This is a genomic window from Mycobacterium sp. (assembly GCF_032161845.1).
Classification (GTDB): Bacteria; Actinomycetota; Actinomycetes; order Mycobacteriales; family Mycobacteriaceae; genus Mycobacterium.
The window spans coordinates 1-14,155 of the sequence record NZ_JAVRQA010000356.1; the positions used below are offsets into that span (position 1 = coordinate 1).

The 14,155-nt window shown below is 66.3% G+C and carries 17 protein-coding genes; 15 read left to right on the top strand and 2 right to left on the bottom strand.

From position 1 onward, the window contains the following. From QOD90_RS19125 to QOD90_RS19195, 15 genes are all read left to right on the top strand, one after another. Window positions 1-978: mannitol dehydrogenase family protein (locus QOD90_RS19125; RefSeq protein ID WP_526352404.1), on the top strand; the 978-nt coding region annotated here is incomplete at its 5' end. After that, on the top strand, window positions 975-1,901 hold the full coding sequence (locus QOD90_RS19130) for a carbohydrate kinase family protein (protein WP_526352405.1): 927 nt from the start codon (window positions 975-977) through the stop codon (window positions 1,899-1,901). The genes QOD90_RS19125 and QOD90_RS19130, both read left to right, overlap by 4 nt. A gap of 13 nt (window positions 1,902-1,914) precedes the next feature. Continuing rightward, window positions 1,915-2,820, top strand: coding sequence for a non-homologous end joining protein Ku (gene ku / locus QOD90_RS19135; RefSeq protein WP_526352406.1), 906 nt, complete (start codon window positions 1,915-1,917; stop codon window positions 2,818-2,820). Between the two features lie 111 nt (window positions 2,821-2,931). After that, window positions 2,932-3,972, top strand: coding sequence for a LacI family DNA-binding transcriptional regulator (locus tag QOD90_RS19140; protein WP_526352407.1), 1,041 nt, complete (start codon window positions 2,932-2,934; stop codon window positions 3,970-3,972). A gap of 59 nt (window positions 3,973-4,031) precedes the next feature. Further along, entirely contained in the window at window positions 4,032-5,066 is a 1,035-nt protein-coding gene (locus QOD90_RS19145; protein WP_526352408.1) for a sugar ABC transporter substrate-binding protein, read from the top strand. Further along, window positions 5,066-6,037: an ABC transporter permease gene (locus QOD90_RS19150; protein WP_526352409.1), complete on the top strand. Its 972-nt coding sequence runs from the start codon at window positions 5,066-5,068 to the stop codon at window positions 6,035-6,037. The genes QOD90_RS19145 and QOD90_RS19150 overlap by 1 nt, the downstream gene beginning before the upstream one ends. Before the next feature lie 11 nt (window positions 6,038-6,048). Then, on the top strand, window positions 6,049-6,843 hold the full coding sequence (locus QOD90_RS19155; protein WP_526352410.1) for an ATP-binding cassette domain-containing protein: 795 nt from the start codon (window positions 6,049-6,051) through the stop codon (window positions 6,841-6,843). Next, window positions 6,836-7,753, top strand: a complete 918-nt coding sequence (locus tag QOD90_RS19160; RefSeq protein ID WP_526352411.1) for a ribokinase — start codon at window positions 6,836-6,838, stop codon at window positions 7,751-7,753. The genes QOD90_RS19155 and QOD90_RS19160 overlap by 8 nt, the downstream gene beginning before the upstream one ends. Further along, window positions 7,750-8,142: a D-ribose pyranase gene (rbsD, locus tag QOD90_RS19165; protein WP_526352412.1), complete on the top strand. Its 393-nt coding sequence runs from the start codon at window positions 7,750-7,752 to the stop codon at window positions 8,140-8,142. Before QOD90_RS19160 ends, rbsD begins: the two co-directional genes overlap by 4 nt. Before the next feature lie 63 nt (window positions 8,143-8,205). Then, window positions 8,206-8,997, top strand: a complete 792-nt coding sequence (locus tag QOD90_RS19170; protein ID WP_526352413.1) for an SDR family oxidoreductase — start codon at window positions 8,206-8,208, stop codon at window positions 8,995-8,997. A 10-nt stretch (window positions 8,998-9,007) separates the two neighbouring features. Further along, the gene (locus QOD90_RS19175) at window positions 9,008-10,084 is read left to right on the top strand and encodes an NAD(P)H-dependent amine dehydrogenase family protein (protein ID WP_526352414.1); all 1,077 of its coding nucleotides are present in this window, start codon (window positions 9,008-9,010) and stop codon (window positions 10,082-10,084) included. A gap of 29 nt (window positions 10,085-10,113) precedes the next feature. Next, entirely contained in the window at window positions 10,114-10,428 is a 315-nt protein-coding gene (locus tag QOD90_RS19180; RefSeq protein WP_526352415.1) for a hypothetical protein, read from the top strand. 23 nt (window positions 10,429-10,451) lie between these two features. After that, window positions 10,452-10,667: a hypothetical protein gene (locus QOD90_RS19185; RefSeq protein WP_526352416.1), complete on the top strand. Its 216-nt coding sequence runs from the start codon at window positions 10,452-10,454 to the stop codon at window positions 10,665-10,667. Between the two features lie 130 nt (window positions 10,668-10,797). Beyond that, window positions 10,798-11,979 (top strand): Nramp family divalent metal transporter, encoded by a 1,182-nt coding sequence (locus QOD90_RS19190; protein ID WP_526352420.1) that lies wholly within the window; start codon window positions 10,798-10,800, stop codon window positions 11,977-11,979. Further along, entirely contained in the window at window positions 11,980-13,041 is a 1,062-nt protein-coding gene (locus tag QOD90_RS19195) for a poly-gamma-glutamate hydrolase family protein (RefSeq protein ID WP_526352417.1), read from the top strand. On the opposite strand, the gene QOD90_RS19200 is transcribed toward QOD90_RS19195, so the two are convergent. Beyond that, window positions 13,027-13,449 carry an STAS domain-containing protein gene (locus QOD90_RS19200; protein ID WP_526352418.1) on the bottom strand — a complete coding sequence of 141 codons (423 nt, stop codon included), beginning with the start codon at window positions 13,447-13,449 and terminating at the stop codon, window positions 13,027-13,029. The two genes, QOD90_RS19195 and QOD90_RS19200, sit on opposite strands and share 15 nt — an antisense overlap. 256 nt (window positions 13,450-13,705) lie before the next feature. Continuing rightward, the coding region (locus QOD90_RS19205) for an amino acid permease (RefSeq protein ID WP_526352419.1) at window positions 13,706-14,155 on the bottom strand (450 nt) is incomplete at its 5' end.

Consider the following 14,155-nt stretch of genomic DNA (forward strand, 5'->3'; position numbering starts at 1 on the left):
GCGCGTCGAAAGGACCGCGGCCTGCCGTCACCGACCATCGTGTCGTGCGACAACATCGAGGGCAACGGCCACGTCGCTCGCGAGGCGTTCACCGCTTACGCGGAGCGAACCCAACCCGAGCTGGCCGACTGGATGAAGGCCAACACCAAGTTCCCCAACTCGATGGTCGACCGGATCACGCCGGTCACCGCGCCAGACGTGATCGAGAACCTATCGACGGAGTTCAAGGTCGATGACCAGTGGCCCGTCGCCGCCGAGCCCTTCACCGCCTGGGTGCTCGACGACGACTTCTCCGACGGACGGCCGCCCTATGAAGAGGCCGACGTGCTGCTCGTCGATGACGTCACACCCTATGAGCTGATGAAGCTGCGGCTGCTCAACGCCGGCCACCAAGCCCTTTGCTACTTCGCGTATCTGGCTGGCTACCGGCTGGTGCACGACGCCGCGGGCGACCCGTTGTTCGCCGAGTTCCTGCTCGAGTACATGGATTCGGAGGCAACACCGACGCTCATGCCCGTCCCGGGAATCGATCTGCCGCAATACAAGCAGACGGCGATCGAGCGCTTCGCCAACCCTGGCGTGCGCGACACCATCGTCCGGCTTTGCTTCGGCTCGTCGGACCGGATCCCCCAGTGGCTGATCCCCGTCATCAGGGAGAACCTGGCATCCGGGGAACCGGTCAGGCTATCCGCGGCCACCGTCGCCAGCTGGGCCCGCTACGCCGAGGGCGTCGACGAGCAGGGCGAACCCATCGACGTGCAGGATCAGCTTGCCGAATCGTTGGTGCCGATCGCCAAGTCGCAACTCGAGAACCCGAGGGCCTTCATCGAGAACACCTCCGTATTCGGCGATCTCGCCGAGCAGCCGCGCTTCGTCGAGGCCTACCTGTGGGCGCTGGACTCCTTGCACCGCGACGGCGCCCGCGCCACGTTGGAGGCGCTGATTCACCCGTCCGCAACGCAAAGTCCAGCGTCGTGACGTCCCGCGCTTTGGTGATCGGCGAGGCGCTGATTGACATCGTCCAACGCCAGGGCCAGGCGCCCGCCGAGCACGTCGGCGGAAGTCCGCTCAACGTCGCGGTCGGCCTTGGCCGGCTCGATCGCGACGTGGATTTCCTCACCCACATCGCGGACGACGAACGCGGACGTCGCATCGTCGACTACGTGGAGGCATCCGGGGTTCGGCTGGTGCCCGGCAGCATCACCGCCGCCCGCACGCCGACGGCGGCCGCGAAGATCGACGAAACTGGCTCGGCGACATACACATTCGACATCGACTGGCAGCTGACGGGAACTCCCGAAGTGGGTCCCCCGCTAATCGCCCACACCGGTTCGATCGCGGGATTCCTGGATCCCGGCTGCCTGGCGACGGCCGCCCTGCTCGACGCCTACCGAGTGGCCGCAACCATCACGTTCGACCCGAATGTTCGGCCGGCTCTGATCACCGACCGCGAGCAGGCCATCGGCCGCATCGATCGGCTCATCGAGAAGTCCGACGTCGTCAAGGCCAGCGACGAAGACCTGCGCTGGATCGACCCAACCCGCACGCCGGAACAGATCGCGTCGGTGTGGCAGTCCCTCGGCCCGTCGATCGTGGCGGTGACCATGGGAGGGCAGGGAGCCTTCGCGATATGCGCGGCGGGCACCGTGCACGTCGCGGCGCGCCCGGTCCAGGTGATCGACACGGTGGGCGCAGGCGACTCGTTCATGACCGGGCTGATCGACGCCCTGTGGTCGTTGGATCTGCTGGGCGCCGACCGTCGCGCGGAGCTGGCCCGCATCGACGTCGACACGTTGGAGGGGGTACTGGGCGCCGCGACGCTGGCGTCCGCCGTGACCGTCGCCCGCGCGGGCGCAGACTTGCCGGATCGCGCCGCTCTACGAACGGGATCGAACCTGTGAGCCATACTGGGTCATGCGTTCCATCTGGAAGGGATCGGTCGCCTTCGGCCTGGTGAACGTGCCGGTCAAGGTCTACAGCGCCACCGAAGACCATGACATCAAGTTTCACCAGGTCCACGAGAAGGACAACGGGCGCATCCGCTACAAGCGGGTCTGCGAGGTGTGCGGCGAGGTCGTCGAATACCGCGACATCGCAAAGTCGTACGAATCCGAAGACGGCCAGACCGTCATCATCACCGACGAGGACATCGCCACGATGCCCGAGGAACGCAGCCGCGAGATCGAAGTGGTCGAGTTCGTGCCCGCCGACCAGATCGACCCGTTGATGTACGACAAGAGCTACTTCCTCGAGCCCGACTCCAAGTCGTCGAAGTCCTATGTGCTGCTGGCGGAGACCCTCGCCAAGACCGACCGCGTCGCGATCGTGCACTTCGCGTTGCGCAGCAAGACACGGCTGGCGGCGTTGCGCGTCAAGGAGTTCGGCAAGCGCGAAGTCATGGTCGTGCACACGCTGCTGTGGCCCGACGAGATCCGCGACCCCGACTTCCCGGTGCTCGATCAGAAGGTCGACGTCAAGCCCGCCGAGCTGAAGATGGCGGGCCAGGTCGTCGAGTCGATGACCGACGACTTCCACCCCGAGGCGTTCACGGACAACTATCGCGTCGAGATGATGGAACTGATCCAGGCGAAGATCGACGGCGGCGAGGCCTTCGCGGTCGAGGAACAACCCGCCGAGGATCTCGACGCGACCGACGACGTCTCGGACCTGTTGGCCAAACTCGAGGCCAGCGTGCAGGCGCGCAAGTCCGGCTCGGCGGCCAAGGAGCCAGCCAGTAAGGCTCCCGCGAAGAAGGCCGCGCCCGCCAAGAAGGCGCCGGCGAAGAAGGCCGCTGCCAAGAAGGCTCCCGCCAAGAAGTAATCCGGCACTTCGCTAGTGGTTGACCCCCAATGAGATCTGTGCCACATTAGTTAATCGATTAAACGGGTTAATCGATTGAACGGCGGAGGTCGAATCGAGGTGACGGTTCGGATGCAGGACGTGGCGCAGCGGGTGGGCGTCTCGGCGGCCACCGTGTCGTTGGCCCTGTCCGGCAGCACTCGGATCTCACCGGCCACCAGGGCCAAGGTCGAACAGGCAGCGCGTGAGATGGGGTTCCGGCCGCACGTCGGCGCACGGGCCCTGCGCACGGACTCGACCCGCACCATCGGCTTGGTCGTCAGCGACGTGGCCAACCCGTTCTTCGCGGAACTGGCCGGCGAAATCCAACGAGCTGCTGCCAAACGCGCGTACTCGATCGTGTTGTGCAACAGCGACGAGGACCCGGATCGTCAAGACGAATATCTCTCCAGCCTGCACGCCGGGCGCCAAGTCGACGGAATGATCGTGGTGCCGACCGCGGCGATGACTCCCGGGCTGCGCCAGGCCGGCGCCGACGGGGCACGAATGGTTCTGCTGGACCGTCCCGTCGAGGTGACCGGTCGCGGCAATGCCGCCAGGCAACTCGCAAAGTGCCCTGTCGTACGCAGCGATGCACGGGCTGCGCTCGACGAAGTCGGAGAATTGCTGACCGGGCTCCGGCACCGGCGGATCGGCATCATCGCCCCGCCGCTGCAGACCCAAGTAGGTCAGGAACGACGAGACGTTCTGCGCAAGGCCCTAACGCGACGTGGAGTGCCCGCGCGCGGAATCACCGTGGTAGAAGGCGACTTCCGGCAAGACAGCGGAGCCAGGGCAGTGCAACGACTACTGGCCCGCCGACGACCGCCGACGGCGATCTTCGCCGCCGACGGATTGATGGCCGTCGGCGCGCTCAAGGGTCTACGCGCCGCTGGCCTACGTGTGCCGCAGGATGTTTCGCTCGTCGGCTTCGACGATGCGCCGTGGTTCGATCTGTTCGATCCCCCGCTGACTTCCGTTGCGCAGCCGATCGCCGCCTTGGCGGGCGCCGCGGTCGACGCGATGCTTGCCCTGCTGAGCGGTGAGACGGCACAGAGTGCCTACCCCGCGTGCCACCTCGTCCACCGCGGGTCGTGTGGCCCCGCTCCCGACGATGTCACGGAGGGGCGATGAGCGCCCCAACCCGAATCCGGCAGTCTCCAAAGTGGCGACGCCGACCTGAAAGGAACACCATGAGAAATTCCCTGACGGCTACGCAATGTCGCGTCGCCCTCACCGCACTCGTGTGTGGGAGCCTGGCGCTCACCGCGGTTGGTTGCAATCGCGCGCCCAGCGGGAACGACACCAGTAGCGGACCGCGCATAGCGATCGTCACGCGAGACTTCACCAATCCGTACTGGGCGGCCCTGCGTGACGGTGCGATCGCCGAAGGGAAGAAGCAAGGCGTCGAGGTCACCGTGCAGGCGGGTAGCTCCGAGACCGACTCAACGGGTGAGAACACCAAGATCTCGACGCTGGCCGCGCAGGACTACGACTGCTTCGGAGTCGTGCCGGTAAACGCCACCAATGTCATCACGCCGCTGGTGCCGGTGGCCAAGAAGAACATTCCGATCCTCAACCTCGACACCCAGATCGACGCCGACGCGTCGAAGGCGGCTGGCGTGTCCTACGCATCGTTCATCGGCTCGGACAACCTCTCGGCGGGCCAGCAGGCCGGCGAGGCCCTGATGGCGGACATGGGCGGTAAGGGCGAAGTCGTCGTGCTGCAAGGAATCGCCGGCGAGCAGAACGGCATCAACCGGCTCAAGGGATTCACCGACGCGACGCAGGGCAAGCTGCAGATCGTCGCGACGCAGCCCGCCGACTACGACCAGAACCTGGCGCTCACGGTCACCGGTGACCTGCTGCGGGCCCACCCGGACGTCACTGGCATCTTCGCAGCGAACGACACCATGGGACTCGGCGCCGCGCAGGCGGTCAAGAACGCAGGCAAGTCCGGTTCGGTCTCCATCATCTCCGTCGACGGCATCACGGCGGCGCTGCAGGCGGTCAAGGACGGCACGCTCTCGGGCACCATCAGCCAGTATCCGTACGCAGAGGGGCAGCTAGCCGTTCAGGCGTGTGTGAATCTGGCAGCCAAGAAGCCCGTTCCAGACCGTGTGGTGGCGCCGATCAAGCTGATCGACAAGTCGAACGTCGACCGCGCGCTGGCAGCGTTCCCGCAGCCGTACGAGCCGTACGAGAACCCGATCACCGGCGGGAAGTGATGACTGCCGCAACTCAGGCACGCCCTGCCGGGGTGATCCGAAAGCCCAGCCTGTCGATCGGGGCGGCGGCTCGCTACGCCGCCCCGATCGGCTTGGTCGTCGTGTTCGTCATCTTCTTCATCGCGACCCCGCACTTCCTCACCGTCGCCAATCTGACGGACCTGCTGGTGTCCGCCTCCATCCTGATGGTGTTGGCGATGGGTCAGCAGCTGGTCATCGCAGTGGCCGGTATCGACCTGTCGGTGGGCTCGAATTTGCCTTGGGCCGCAGCGACTCTCGGCTTCGCCTACACCCATGGCGCCGGCCTTGGGGTCTCGATGCTCCTGGCACTGATCGCCGGAGGCGTGGTCGGCCTTGTCAATGGGCTGTTGGTGGCCCGCCTCAACATGACCGACTTCATCGTCACGTTGGGCTCGTTGTCCGTGGTCAGTGGCGCCACCCTGCTGCTCACCGGAGGCAACACTGTCGCGGTGTCGTCGCCGTTTCTCCAGGGACTGGCACTCGACGGTATTGGTCCGGTGCGGTGGTTCTGGCTGGTGGCCATCATCGCAGCGGTACTGACGGCGTTCCTGCTCTTCGCCACGAAGACGGGTACCCACCTGCTGGCCACCGGTGGCAATCTCGACGCCGCCCGCGGAACGGGCATCAATGTCGCGCGCTCGAGGTTGCTGGCCTACGTCCTGTCGGGCTTGGCGTGCGGCGTCGCAGGCATCCTGCTGGTTGCCCGCACCGGCGGCGCCGATCCAAGCTTGCAGACCGATCTCCTGCTGTCCTCGATCGCGGCCGTCGTGCTCGGCGGCTCCAGCCTGTTCGGTGGACGAGCCTCGGTGCTTGGCTCCGCAGTCGGCGCGGTGTTGCTGACCAGTCTCATCAACGGCTTCACGCTCATCGGCATCTCGCAGAACTACCAGCCGGTGGCCGTCGGAGCCGTGGTGCTCGGTGCCGCGTTCATCTCCCGGTTCCAGAAATGAGGGTTCCAGAAGTGAGTGACGTGACCGACCAGATCGCCGAAACCACCCTCGTCGAACTACGTGGAATCACGAAGTCCTTCGATGCCGTTCACGCGCTACAGGGGGTGAACCTGTCGATCTCCCAAGGCACCGTCACCGCACTGCTCGGCGACAACGGGGCGGGCAAGTCCACCCTGGTGCGCTGCCTCACCGGAGTGCACGCACCCGACGACGGTGAGATTCTGTTCCGTGGTGAACGAATCAAGCTCGGGTCCCCCGACGATGCCAGGCACCTCGGAATCGAGACCGTGTTTCAGGATCTCGGCCTGATCGAAGACCTCCAGGTCTGGCAGAACCTGTACCTGAATCGTGAGCTGACTCGCGGTGTGGTCCCCCTTCGGGTGTTGGACAAGAAGCAGATGATCGCAAGGAGCGCAACGATCCTCGCCGATCTGGACGTCAACGTGCCCAACGTCCGCGCCACAGTTCGCAGGATGTCTGGCGGACAACGTCAAAGCGTCGCCATCGCCCGTGCCGCCAACTGGGGTAAGACACTCGTCATCATGGACGAACCAACTGCGGCGCTTGGCGTACGGGAGACGGCAGCCGTCGAGACGCTGATCGGGCGACTCCGATCGAACGGTGTCACCGTCCTGCTCGTCAGCCACGACATGGATCAGGTCATGCGGGTGGCTGACAGCGCGTGGGTGCTGCGCCGCGGGCGCACCGCGGCCAGGAGACACATGCACGAGACCAGCGGCGGAGAGCTCGTCGGGCTGATCACCGGTGCCATCCCGGGTGACACCGCCGGTGATGCCGATGGCTGATCCCGAACCGTCCGTCGTCGTCGTCGGCTCGATCAACGTGGACCACACCGTCACCGCGCAGGCGTTTCCCAGACCCGGGGAGACGATCATGGGTTCGTCGGTGAACTCGTCGATTGGCGGCAAGGGCGCAAATCAGGCGGTCGCCGCCGCACTGGCGGGAGCGACGGTGGCGATGGTCGGCAGCATCGGCGACGACGCAGAAGGGACGGCTGCCAGACAGCGGCTCGCCGAGCGCGGGGTCCAGACGTCGCACGTGGTGGCGGTTGCGTCCGATCCCACCGGGACCGCGTGGATCACCGTGGCCGAGCGGGACAACACGATCATCGTGGTCCCCGGTGCAAACGCTCGATGGCCGCGCGGGCTCCTGCCCTCGATCGTCGACGCGGCCTCAGTGGTGTTGGCACAGCTGGAGATTCCCATCGAGATCGTGAGTGCCGCAGCAGAACGGACGCACGGACTGTTTCTGTTGAATGCGGCGCCCGCCGCGGCGCTGCCGCCGGAACTGCTGGCCCGGTGCGACGTGTTGATCGTCAACGAGCACGAGCTCGCCGTCGTGGCGAACGTGGATGTCTGCGCCGACGACGACATCACGTTGGCGCATGCGACACTTCGGGACCGCGGCGTCGGTGCCGTCGTCACCACCCGAGGCGCCGCGGGCGCGATCGTCACCGATTCCGATGGCGTCACAACGGTTCTCGCCGCACCCCCATCCGACGTCGTGGACACCACTGGCGCAGGTGATGCGTTCGCCGGCGTCGTCGCAGCCCGCTTGAGCGCCGGGGACACGTTGATCCGGGCGTGCCAGTGGGGCGTCACCGCGGGGTCCCTCGCGGTGCGCGGCGCCGGCGCGCAGGACTCCTATCCAGACCTGCCGACCCTGACGAAGGCAATCCAGGAGACGTATTCGTGAAACGCGACGGAATCATCCACGCCGAATTGGCCCGCCACCTCGCCGCGCTGAGGCATACCGACACGTTCGTCATCTGCGACTCGGGTCTGCCGCTGTCGCGGGACATGCCGTGCGTAGATCTCGGTTACCGCTACGGGCAGGCGACGTTCGCCGACGTCACGACGACCGTGCTGCGCGAAGTGGTGGTCGAGCACAGCTGGGTGTCCCGGGACGTGCTGACCGTCAGCCCGCACGTGCACCAGCATCTGGTCGATCTCGGCCTGGAACCCGAGCCGATCGAGCACGCGCAGTTCAAGGCGGCGGTTCTCGACGCCGCCTTCGCCGTCCGCACCGGCGAGGACACCTTCTACGCCAACGTGCTGTGCCGGGCCGGGGTCCCGTTCGGCTAGGCGCCGCATGTCGGATCATGATTTCGCACCAAACTAGAACGTGTTCTAGTAGTGTCTGCGAACGTGATTCTCGACAGATTCAAACTCGTTGATCAGGTTGCCGTCGTCACCGGTGCGGGCCGCGGACTCGGCGCGGCGATGGCGCTGGCATTCGCGGAAGCGGGCGCTGACGTGGTGATAGCCGCCCGCACACAGTCGCAACTCGACGAGGTAGCCGAGCAGATTCGCGGCACCGGGCGTCGCGCGCACGTCGTGGTCGCCGACCTGGCGCATCCCGAGGAGACCGCCAAGCTCGCCGACGTGGCCGTCGAGGCGTTCGGCAAACTAGACATCGTCGTCAACAACGTCGGCGGCACCATGCCCTCGCCACTGCTGAACACGTCGACGAAGGATCTCCGCGACGCCTTCACCTTCAACGTGACGACGGCCCACGCGCTCACGACGGCCGCGGTCCCGTTGATGTTGAAGCACTCCGGTGGCGGCAGCATCATCAACATCACCTCGACCATGGGCCGCGTCGCAGGTCGCGGGTTCGCCGCCTACGGCACTGCCAAGGCCGCACTCGCGCACTACACCCGGCTGTCCGCCCTTGACCTCGCGCCGCGGATTCGCGTCAACGCCATCGCGCCCGGCTCGATCCTCACCTCGGCACTGGACATCCTGGCGAGCAACGACGAGCTCAGGAAGCCGATGGAAGAGGCCACGCCGATGAAGCGGCTCGGCGATCCACTCGACATCGCCGCGGCCGCCGTCTATCTCGCGTCCCCCGCGGGCAGCTACCTGACCGGTAAGACGCTCGAGGTCGACGGCGGCATCACCTACCCGAATTTCGGCTTCCCCATCCCGGATCTGTGAGGACGCACCCATGGCCACGAGAGTCGCCGCGATCGGCACCGGCAACGTCGGCAGGCATGCCCTGAGACAACTGATCGAAGATTCCCGATTCGAGCTCACCGGGGTCTGGGTCTCCTCGGACGCCAAGCAAGGAAGGGACGCGGGAGAGCTTGCTGGCCTTGAGGTTTCGACCGGAATCACCGCGACAACCAACCTCGACGAGATTCTGGCCGCCGAGCCCGAGTGCGTGGTCTATACGGCGATGGCCGACAACCGACTCGTCGAGGCGCTCGAGGACTATCGCCGCATCCTGGCGGCGGGCATCAACGTGGTGGCCAGCGCCGCAGTGTTCCTGCAGTACCCGTGGGGCACGCTGCCCGAGGAGATGATCGCGCCCATCGAGGACGCGGCCCTGGCGGGCAAGTCCAGCCTGTTCGTCAATGGCATCGACCCCGGCTTCGCCAACGACCTCCTCCCGATGGCATTGGCGGGCACCTGTCAGCGCATCGAGCAGATCCGCTGCATGGAGATCATCAACTACGACACCTACGACAGCGCGACCGTGATGTTCGACGTGATGGGCTTCGGCAAGCCCCTCGACGAGATCCCGATGCTGCTGCAGCCCGGAGTGCTGAGCCTCGCGTGGGGTTCGGTGGTCCGGCAGCTCGCGGCTGGGCTCGGCATCACCTTGGACGAAGTCGCCGAGACCTACGTTCGCGAACCTGCGCCGGAGGACTTCAACATCGCGTCGGGGCTCATCGCCAAGGGCACCGCGGCAGCCCTGCGCTTCGAGGTGCGCGGCATGCTCGGCGGTAAGCCCGTCGTGGTGCTCGAGCACGTCACCCGGACCCGCGACGACCTGTGCCCGGACTGGCCTCAGCCCGCGCAGGACGGCGGCTCGTACCGCATCGAGATCACCGGCGAACCGTCCTACGCCTTGGACCTCTGCCTGAGCAGTGCCGTCGGCGATCACAATCACGCGGGCCTGGTGGCGACAGCGGCCCGAGTGGTCAACGCGATTCCCGAGGTGGTCGCCGCGCCAGCGGGGATTTGCACGACGCTTGACTTGCCACTCGTCACCGGAAAAGGGCTGTACGCTGGGCGTTGACTAGCAGTCACCGTAACGAAGGGCCTGCCATGCGGACGCGGTATCTCATCGGTTTGATCGCCTCGGCTGGCGCGGTGGTGGCCGTTGGCGTCGCGCCCACGGCATCAGCCGACCCGAACGAAGTATCCAATCTGCCCGCCTGCACGACCGCCGGCGCCGTCGGAGACACCGGCACCAGCACCACCGAGTGCCAGACGCCGGGCAACGTGCAGATCACGGCCGCGGCTCCCGACGTACCCACCTACCTCTACCCCTGGGACGACGAGTTCTACGGACCTGCCCTGATCATGGGCGACGACGGATCCGGCGGCCACGGCGGCGGTGGTGGCGGTGGCCACCGGTAGACGATCCGGATACGGAGAGTGAAATGCGTTACCTGACAATGGCTTTCGCGGCGACTGGAGTTGCGGGCGCCGTGCTACTGGCACCAACCGCGGCAGCCGCGCCGCACTGCATCAACACCGGCCCGACGACGACGCAGTGCGAAACTCCTGGGCACTCGCAGATCACGACGTCGCCGCCCGCGATGAACGACAACGCGTGGTGGCCGTACGGCGGCTTCGCCGTCGGGTTCCCCTGGTAGACACCGATCGGGCCGTCGCACTGGCCTGAGCGCGAGGTTTCGGCTAGCCTAACTTTTCTATTCGTCGTACCGGATAGAGAGGACGGAGTTGTCGATCGCGAGCAAGACGCCGACGCGCGCCGTGGTGTTGATGGGTCCCGCGTTCGTAGCGGCCATTGCCTACGTCGACCCCGGCAACGTCGCGGCGAACGTCAGCGCGGGTGCTCAGTACGGCTTCCTCCTGGTGTGGGTCATCCTGGTCGCGAACGTCATGGCCGGCCTGGTGCAGTACCTTTCGGCCAAGCTCGGGCTCGTCACCGGACGCACGCTGCCCGAGGCGGTCGCCGACAACAGTCGAACCAGCACCCGGATCGCCTACTGGCTTCAGGCCGAATTAGTCGCCATGGCAACGGATCTCGCGGAGGTAGTGGGCGGCGCGATCGCGCTGTACCTGCTGTTCGACCTGCCCCTGCTGATCGGTGGCGTCATCACCGGCGTGGTGTCGCTGCTGCTTCTCGCGGTGCAAAGCCGTCGCGGCCAGCGCGTGTTCGAGCGCGTCATCACCGGCCTGCTGCTCGTCATCGCCGTCGGCTTCCTGACGAGCCTGTTCGTCCAGCCACCATCGGCAGGTGACGTGATCGGCGGCCTGGTACCGCATTTCGCCGGCGCCGAGAGCATCCTGCTCGCGACGGCGATGCTCGGCGCCACGGTCATGCCGCACGCCGTCTACCTGCACTCGGGGTTGGCGCGCGACCGCCACGGCCAACCCGAAGCCGGCGCGCCGCGGCGCCGCCTGCTGCAGATCACCCGGTATGACGTCTGCCTGGCCATGCTCGTCGCTGGTGCGGTGAACCTCGCCATGCTGCTCGTCGCGGCCACCAATCTTCAGGGCATGGAGAACACCGACTCCATCGAGGGCGCGTACTCCGCGGTGCAGAGCACGTTGGGCCACACCGTCGCGCTGTTCTTCGCGATCGGACTGTTGGCGTCGGGACTCGCGTCGACCTCCGTCGGCGCCTACGCGGGCGCGATGATCATGCAGGGTCTGATCCGCAAGTCCTACCCTCTGCTGCTTCGCAGGCTCGTCACCCTGATTCCGGCGCTCGTCATCCTCGCGATCGGTGTCGATCCCAGCCGGGCATTGGTCTTGTCGCAGGTAGTGCTGTCGTTCGGCATACCCTTCGCGCTGGTGCCACTGGTCCGCCTGACCAGTAACCGGGCGCTGATGGGCAACGACGTCAACCACCGCGTCACCACCGCGCTCGGTTGGACCGTCGCCGGGGTCATTATCGTTCTCAACGTGGTCCTGATCTATCTGACGATTACCGGCTGAATGCAGCCATACTTCGCGTACGGGTCGAACCTGGACGTGACGCAGATGGCGCGACGCTGCCCCGACGCCACCGACCCCCGGCCTGCGACCCTCGCCGACCACGACTGGCTCATCAACGAGCGCGGCGTCGCGACCGTGGAAGCCCTCGACGGAGGGCAGGTGCATGGCGTCCTGTGGCAGATCAGCGATCGCGACCTGACCGTCCTCGACAGTGCCGAGGGCGTTCCGGTGCGCTACCGCCGCGACAGGTTGACGGTGCAGACCGACGACGGGCCCGCCGAGGCCTGGGTCTACGTCGACCATCGCGTGGAAGCCGGTGCCCCTCGGCCGGGCTATCTGGAGCGGATCATCGACGGCGCCGCCCACCACGGACTGCCACCGCGGTGGCTGGAGTACCTCCGGCGATGGGACCCGGCAAACTGGCCAAGACAGTTGGCGCCGACGAACTTGCCTGCGCCACAGACGCTTTCAGAGCTTCTGACCGACCCCGAGATTGTCGAGTCCAGCACGCTGCGCTCGCGCTTCGGCTTCCTCGCCATCCACGGCGGCGGGCTGGAGAAGATGACCGACGTCATCGCCCAGCGGGTGGCGCTGGCCGCCGACGCGTCGGTGTACGTCGTGCAGCACCCCGATCACTACCCCCACCACCTGTCGTCCTCGGCGTACCGGGCGGGCGAGTCCGAACGCCTCGACGAATTCCTCGACCACGTCGACGTCGTGGTGTCACTGCACGGCTACGGCCGCGTCGGCCGCACCATGCAACTGTTGGCGGGCGGCGGAAACCGCGCGTTGGCCACGCATTTGGCCGCGCACGTCTCGGTGCCGGGCTATCAGGTGATCACCGATCTCGACGCCATCCCCCGCGAACTGCGCGGACTGCACCCGGACAACCCGGTCAACCGCGCGCGCGACGGCGGGGCTCAACTCGAATTGACGCCGAGGGTGCGAGGAATCAGTCCGCGCAGCGGTCCGGCCGGTGACGACGGATTGTGCGCTCCCACTTCGGCACTGGTAGCGGGGCTGACGATGGCCGCGAGGGCCTGGCCGTCAACCGACGGCTGACGAGCGGTCCAGCCCCAGCTGCCGAAGCGCCGATTCCAGGTTCTCGGCTTCCGGCAGATCCCTCGCGCCGCAGACCCGCATGACCCGCCGCAGCGCTGGGCCCGCGACCAGCCGCCAGCCCACCCCGCTGGCCGCGCAACAGCGGTCGACCTTGTATAGGACGGCCAAGGCTGGGGTTCCGAAGAAGTCGACCGCACTGGTGTCGATGACGAGGGCTGCCGCGATCGCGACGTGCCGCTCCACGTAATTCGCCAGCTGCGTGGCATTGCTTGCGTCGACCTCGCCGCGGACCGACACGACGACCGCCGGCTCGAGGGCTGCCATCACGCTGGCCTTGCCCCACTTCTCACCGACGCCGATGAAGGTGGGATCCGGACGATATAGCCGGCATGTTCCGATGGGTGTCATCGTGACCCCCTGGATTCGAGAACTGTTAAGGGTCGCCGTGAACTCGACGTATTGGGAAGGTACAACGGAATCCGCACCACGTACAGACATTCGCAAACAGCAAAAAAGTCTTATTCTTTGGCAATTTCCACCCAACTGCCTCCGATGACGACGCATTTCGTTGGCAGCCCCGTCGGCAGCAAACTCAAGACGTCGCCTGGGGGTCAGATCGGTACCTTCGTGACGTGCATTGAACGCGTCACCACGGATTCCGCAGCTACTCCTCGATGGCCAGCACCGGCGTCGGGCGCTGGAAGCCGCGGGTCACGATGAGCAGCCAGGCGAGGCCGATTGCCAACCAGATGAGCCCGACTTGGAGCGTCAGCCAGGACAGACTGGTCCACAGCCACACCGTCAGGATGAAGCCGATCCCTGGCAGCACCAGGTTGTTGAGGACGTTCTTCTCGCCCTCGTCGACGAAGTAGTGCTTGATGACGGTCAGGTTCACCGCCGAGAAGGCGATCAACGCGCCGAAACTCACGATCGAGGCCAGAAAGCCCAGGTCGATCCACAGCGCGACGAGCGAGATCACCGACACCACCAGGATGGCGAAGGTCGGCGTCGCGAAGCGCACCGAGACATGCCCGAACACCTTGCGCGGCATGATGCCGTCGCGACCCATCGCGTAGAGGATCCTGGCGACAGACGCCTGCGAGGTCAGTCCGGA

Coding starts and splice junctions, on each gene's coding strand:
- ku (WP_526352406.1), top strand. CDS start 1,915: ATGCGTTCCATCTGGAAGGGATCGGTCGCCTTCGGCCTGGTGAACGTG.
- QOD90_RS19140 (WP_526352407.1), top strand. CDS start 2,932: ATGCAGGACGTGGCGCAGCGGGTGGGCGTCTCGGCGGCCACCGTGTCG.
- QOD90_RS19145 (WP_526352408.1), top strand. CDS start 4,032: ATGAGAAATTCCCTGACGGCTACGCAATGTCGCGTCGCCCTCACCGCA.
- QOD90_RS19150 (WP_526352409.1), top strand. CDS start 5,066: ATGACTGCCGCAACTCAGGCACGCCCTGCCGGGGTGATCCGAAAGCCC.
- QOD90_RS19160 (WP_526352411.1), top strand. CDS start 6,836: ATGGCTGATCCCGAACCGTCCGTCGTCGTCGTCGGCTCGATCAACGTG.
- QOD90_RS19175 (WP_526352414.1), top strand. CDS start 9,008: ATGGCCACGAGAGTCGCCGCGATCGGCACCGGCAACGTCGGCAGGCAT.
- QOD90_RS19180 (WP_526352415.1), top strand. CDS start 10,114: ATGCGGACGCGGTATCTCATCGGTTTGATCGCCTCGGCTGGCGCGGTG.
- QOD90_RS19185 (WP_526352416.1), top strand. CDS start 10,452: ATGCGTTACCTGACAATGGCTTTCGCGGCGACTGGAGTTGCGGGCGCC.
- QOD90_RS19190 (WP_526352420.1), top strand. CDS start 10,798: ATGGGTCCCGCGTTCGTAGCGGCCATTGCCTACGTCGACCCCGGCAAC.
- QOD90_RS19195 (WP_526352417.1), top strand. CDS start 11,980: ATGCAGCCATACTTCGCGTACGGGTCGAACCTGGACGTGACGCAGATG.
- QOD90_RS19200 (WP_526352418.1), bottom strand. CDS start 13,449: ATGACACCCATCGGAACATGCCGGCTATATCGTCCGGATCCCACCTTC.